The following is a 4,016-nucleotide window of genomic DNA, read 5'->3' on the forward strand; positions in this document are numbered from 1 at the left end:
TGCTGAGGTTTGTCGGGGAGGCATCAGATTGGCAACTCACCTCGGCCCGTGGTGCAACCGTGAGCGTCACGCCCAAAGGCCAATTCAAGACCAACACCATCACTGCCTTGCACGCCGCCACACTGGCCGGCGCAGGCATCGGCTGCTTTACGCATGCGACGGTGCGCAACAACCTGGCGCAAGGGCAACTGGTGCCCATCCTGCCCAACTACTCGATGGGCGAGTGGCGTTATTACGCGCTGTACCCGCAATCCCGGCACTTGGCGCCCAAGGTCAGGGCGTTTGTGGATTACATGGCGGATTTTTACCAGGTGGACGCTAAAGCCGCTGTCTGAGAAAGGAAAAGGACAGATTTTTATTTGAGTCTCGTCACGCTCTCCGTGCGAGGCAATCGAACCCCTGATTTCGGGAGAAACCAGGGGTTTTGTGATCTCTGGAGTTTGAAAACTGCCGTTTCTAGATCACGCGCCGGGCATATCCATGCGCCGGCCTATCACGTCCAGCAAATCGCAGCCATCGCGCAACGGGATTGAACACAGCAAGGCAAAATCACTGAGAACAACGGCATCACTACTGATCTCGCTGCGCAGTGCAAGGTTCTCAAGGACTTGGGTGACGGCACGCAGCCGAAAACTCGCGGCGTCGAGGAGGATTTCCAGGGGGACGGTGGTATCGACAAAAAGGGCAGGGGTGGCGCTGTCGTTGCTGGTGAGGGCTATGTATTGGTTCATATGTGGAACTCCGGTTGTCAGAGGGTAGCAACCACACATTTGTCGCCAAACAAAAGGGTGGCAGCTGTACGCAGGTTGGCGAACCGGCACAATCGGAAAAACCGGCAGACCCGAAGGTCTCCCACGCACAGCTACCGTTAAGCAGCTTATTGCGTGCAGAAGTATCCCGCAAATACGCCAGGACGTTTCTGTCGATTAATCATCGAGTCGCCAAACCCGTTCGCCCTGTGGGCGACCGAGTGACTATAGGCTCGACGATTTTGAAGTGCGAGGCCGACGCTTCTGAACGGTTTGTAGGACGTTGCCTGGATTGCTGGGCATGGGCAGTCCTACCTACGAACCCTGCAACCTCGGGAGTGGCAAATCGAGTAAACGTTTGAAATTACAATTGTGCTAGGGAAATTTTTTCTCTAGCATCCGTCTCCATGGCGACCCTTCACAGTGAACGAAACTGGAAAATAAAAATCTATCCCGACGACCACGCGCCGCCGCACTTTCACGTGCAGACGCCGGATGGCGAGTCGCTGGTTCAGATAGAAGGGCTTGTTGTGCTCGGTACAGGGGCAGAAACAAAGGCCTTGAAAGCCGCCCTGCTTTGGGCAAAAGCTCATATCGCGGATCTCAAGCGCGTATGGGATGAACAAAACCGGAGGAACTGACTTATGACCAGCAAGCTTCGCATCTCTGCTGTGCAACCAGTTGCCGGCAAGCGTGCCTTACAGATCGAATGGAATAACGGCAAGCGGCATACCGTTGATCTTCTCGATCATATAAATGCCTTTCCGATCCTCAAACCTCTTCTGGATTTGGCTCGATTTAGCCAAGTAGAAGTCGGTGAGTGGGGGTTTGATGTGACGTGGGGTAACGACCTCGAACTGTCAGCTGTCACGCTGCACCGTCTAGCATTGGAGCAATCCGGTGAGGTGATGCTGACACAGGATTTCCGGCAGTGGATGCTCAGTAACAACCTGTCCCTTTCCGCAGCTGCTGTGGAGTTGGGGTTCTCTCGCAGGACCATCACCGCCTATAGCAGCGGCGCTGCTTTGATTCCCAAGCATGTGGGGCTGGCGTGCAAGGGCTGGGAGTACGAGCATAAAGGTTACAAGGGGCGCTACGCCTGAACGTAACCGTATTTCGCTAAAAGGGCGGCCAATCGAGCCGCCCTAATACATTTTGTGAACTGCCGGCCCTCAATGCCGATGCCGATGATGCACATCCGGAAAATGCGCATGGCTATGCCGCATCACACTATGAACATGCACATGGCTATGCGGCTGCGCCGGGTCCCACTCAAACCCGTGCTCATGCTGATGATGTTCATCATGCACATGCCGATGCCCATGTTCCGTCGCTTCATGCAGATGCTCATGGGCATGCCGCTCCGTCAGGTGCAGCCACACGCCCACGGCCATCAGCGCGGATGCAATCCAGAACGCCACCGTTACCGATTCCCCAAATGCCAGCAGGGCAACAGCCGCGCCGAGGAACGGCGCCGTCGAGAAGTAAGCGCCCGTGCGTGCACTGCCCAACCCGCGTAACGCCAGCACAAACATGACCAGGCTGATGCCATACCCCAAAAACCCAACCAACAAGATGGGCGCCAGCTGTGCCACACCCGGTATCTGCGCGCCGAGGTAAAGTGCCAGGCTGCTATTCACCAGCCCGGCAATCAACCCCTTGGCTCCGGCGATAAACAGCGCGTCCGAGGCCGAGACCTTGCGCGTCAGGTTGTTATCAATCCCCCAGCACAAACAAGCTACCGCCACGGCAAACGGCCCGGTCCAGTCGTGGCTGGCGCCGCCGCCGTCGGACCATGACAACGCCACGCCGCCCAGCACGATCGCGAGCATGCCGAGGACGATGCGGCGGTCGGCGTTTTCTCTGAACACCAGCCAGGCGATCACGGCGGTCAGCACCGATTCAAGGTTGAGCATCAGGGAGGCGGTCGCGCCGGCGGTGCGCGTGAGGCCGAACATCAAGGCAACCGGGCCGAGGATGCCACCGAAGGCGATGGCGCCGAGCAGCCAGGGCCATTCAGCACGGGTCAGCCCGCTGGGTTTCCAGCCGCGATCACGGATAAGGCGCAAGCAGGCCAGGCCGACACCGCTGCCGAGGTAGAGCAGGCCGGCGAGCAGTACGGGCGAAAGGTTCAGGCCGAGGCTTTTGGCGAGCGGCGTGCTGGCGCCGAACAGGGCAGCAGCGGCGAGTGCGTAGAGAATACTGAGGTTCATGGGCCGTCCTCGAATGGTTGGCCCATGATACGTCGCTTGCCAGGGTCTGCGCCCTGACAACTTGATACTTACTGCGCGGTTTTCAACTTGATCACATCACCCGAAATCTTGGTGGTGTAACCATTCAGTACCCAGGCCCAGAACCATTTTTCCTGCACTTGGGTGTTGATCAGCGCGTCGCCGCCTTTGGCCTTGATGGCGGCATCCTGGGCGCGCACGAAGCGGTTGTTCTGGCCGATCGGGATGATGCCGAGCAGCATGATGCCGGTGGCGCTGGCTTCACTGTGGCCCAAAACGGTGTATTGGCTGCTGTCGTACTGCGGGGATTTGATGGCGGTGCCGGTGCAGCCTGCGAGGGTGAAACCGAGAACAGCTGCTGCAACTACTTTACTGACGTACTTCACTGTGAAACTCCATGGACTGACCCTCGGGATTCAATTCTCGAGGGGGCGCTACTTTAATTCCTGCATTGGCAGATTGAAATCAATTACCCGGATGTTTCATTTTCACACCTGCACGTACACCCACGCTGTAAGACCATGCCTTCAACGCTGGCAGCCTTTTCCTCGGTGGGCGCGACAATCGGGTGATGGGTCTTGCCGCTGGTGGCGAGCACTTGCGGGTCGGTAATTTCTACCCAGCTTTGCGCATAGCCGAGCATGGCGTCGTGCTGGCCGACCAGTTCCCGGCCGAAGTTGGCGAGTTGCACGGCTTTGTCCTGCAAGGTGCCGTAGGAAAACAGCAGCACGGGAAATTGGGTGGAGCGTTCCATGGATGTTCCTTAAGCGAGTAGGTCTTCGTAAAAAGCGCCGTAGGGCTTGCTCGGGTGGGCGATCTGGATTTCCAGGATCCACAGGCCGGCGTTCGGGTAATGTTCAAAATCGCCCAGGTCGCCGCCGCGATGGATGGCGTGGGGGAAGTCACTGACGCGGTGGCCTTTGATCTCGAGGTTCAAACGCCAGCCCATGGCTTGGGCTTGCTCTTGGGCGTAGCGGTAAAGCTCAAGGCCTGCCACGTGGTCATTTTTCCAGCGTGATTGTACGCGGTCGAACAG

General features: G+C 57.9%; 6 protein-coding genes and 2 pseudogenes. 3 read left to right on the forward strand and 5 right to left on the reverse strand.

The genetic code is table 11. The annotated features are described in order from the left end of the window. Positions 1–335: LysR substrate-binding domain-containing protein (locus FEM54_RS26405; RefSeq protein ID WP_240792807.1), on the forward strand; the 335-nt coding region annotated here is incomplete at its 5' end. Positions 336–461: 126 nt separating this feature from the next. On the opposite strand, the gene FEM54_RS26410 is transcribed toward FEM54_RS26405, so the two are convergent. Continuing rightward, entirely contained in the window at positions 462–731 is a 270-nt protein-coding gene (locus FEM54_RS26410) for a hypothetical protein (RefSeq protein ID WP_017138315.1), read from the reverse strand. A 425-nt stretch (positions 732–1,156) separates the two neighbouring features. Here FEM54_RS26410 and FEM54_RS26415 point away from each other — a divergent pair, with 425 nt between their 5' ends. Both FEM54_RS26415 and FEM54_RS26420 read left to right on the forward strand, forming a co-directional pair. Continuing rightward, positions 1,157–1,390, forward strand: a complete 234-nt coding sequence (locus FEM54_RS26415; RefSeq protein ID WP_138453640.1) for a DUF4160 domain-containing protein — start codon at positions 1,157–1,159, stop codon at positions 1,388–1,390. A 3-nt stretch (positions 1,391–1,393) separates the two neighbouring features. Continuing rightward, a complete protein-coding gene (locus FEM54_RS26420) occupies positions 1,394–1,852 on the forward strand; it encodes a DUF2442 domain-containing protein (protein WP_138453641.1) in 459 nt (152 codons plus the stop codon). Positions 1,853–1,921: 69 nt separating this feature from the next. Here FEM54_RS26420 and FEM54_RS26425 read toward each other — a convergent pair whose 3' ends face one another. From FEM54_RS26425 to FEM54_RS26440, 4 genes and pseudogenes are all read right to left on the reverse strand, one after another. Beyond that, positions 1,922–2,962, reverse strand: coding sequence for a DMT family transporter (locus tag FEM54_RS26425; RefSeq protein WP_138453642.1), 1,041 nt, complete (start codon positions 2,960–2,962; stop codon positions 1,922–1,924). A 68-nt stretch (positions 2,963–3,030) separates the two neighbouring features. Next, positions 3,031–3,366 carry a hypothetical protein gene (locus FEM54_RS26430; RefSeq protein WP_138453643.1) on the reverse strand — a complete coding sequence of 112 codons (336 nt, stop codon included), beginning with the start codon at positions 3,364–3,366 and terminating at the stop codon, positions 3,031–3,033. A 125-nt stretch (positions 3,367–3,491) separates the two neighbouring features. After that, positions 3,492–3,734 (reverse strand): annotated as a pseudogene (locus tag FEM54_RS26435) (gamma-glutamylcyclotransferase); the annotation flags it as partial. A 9-nt stretch (positions 3,735–3,743) separates the two neighbouring features. After that, a pseudogene (locus FEM54_RS26440) lies at positions 3,744–4,016 on the reverse strand (M24 family metallopeptidase); the annotation flags it as partial.

The organism is Pseudomonas edaphica (genome assembly GCF_005863185.1).
In the GTDB taxonomy this organism is placed as follows: domain Bacteria; phylum Pseudomonadota; class Gammaproteobacteria; order Pseudomonadales; family Pseudomonadaceae; genus Aquipseudomonas; species Aquipseudomonas edaphica.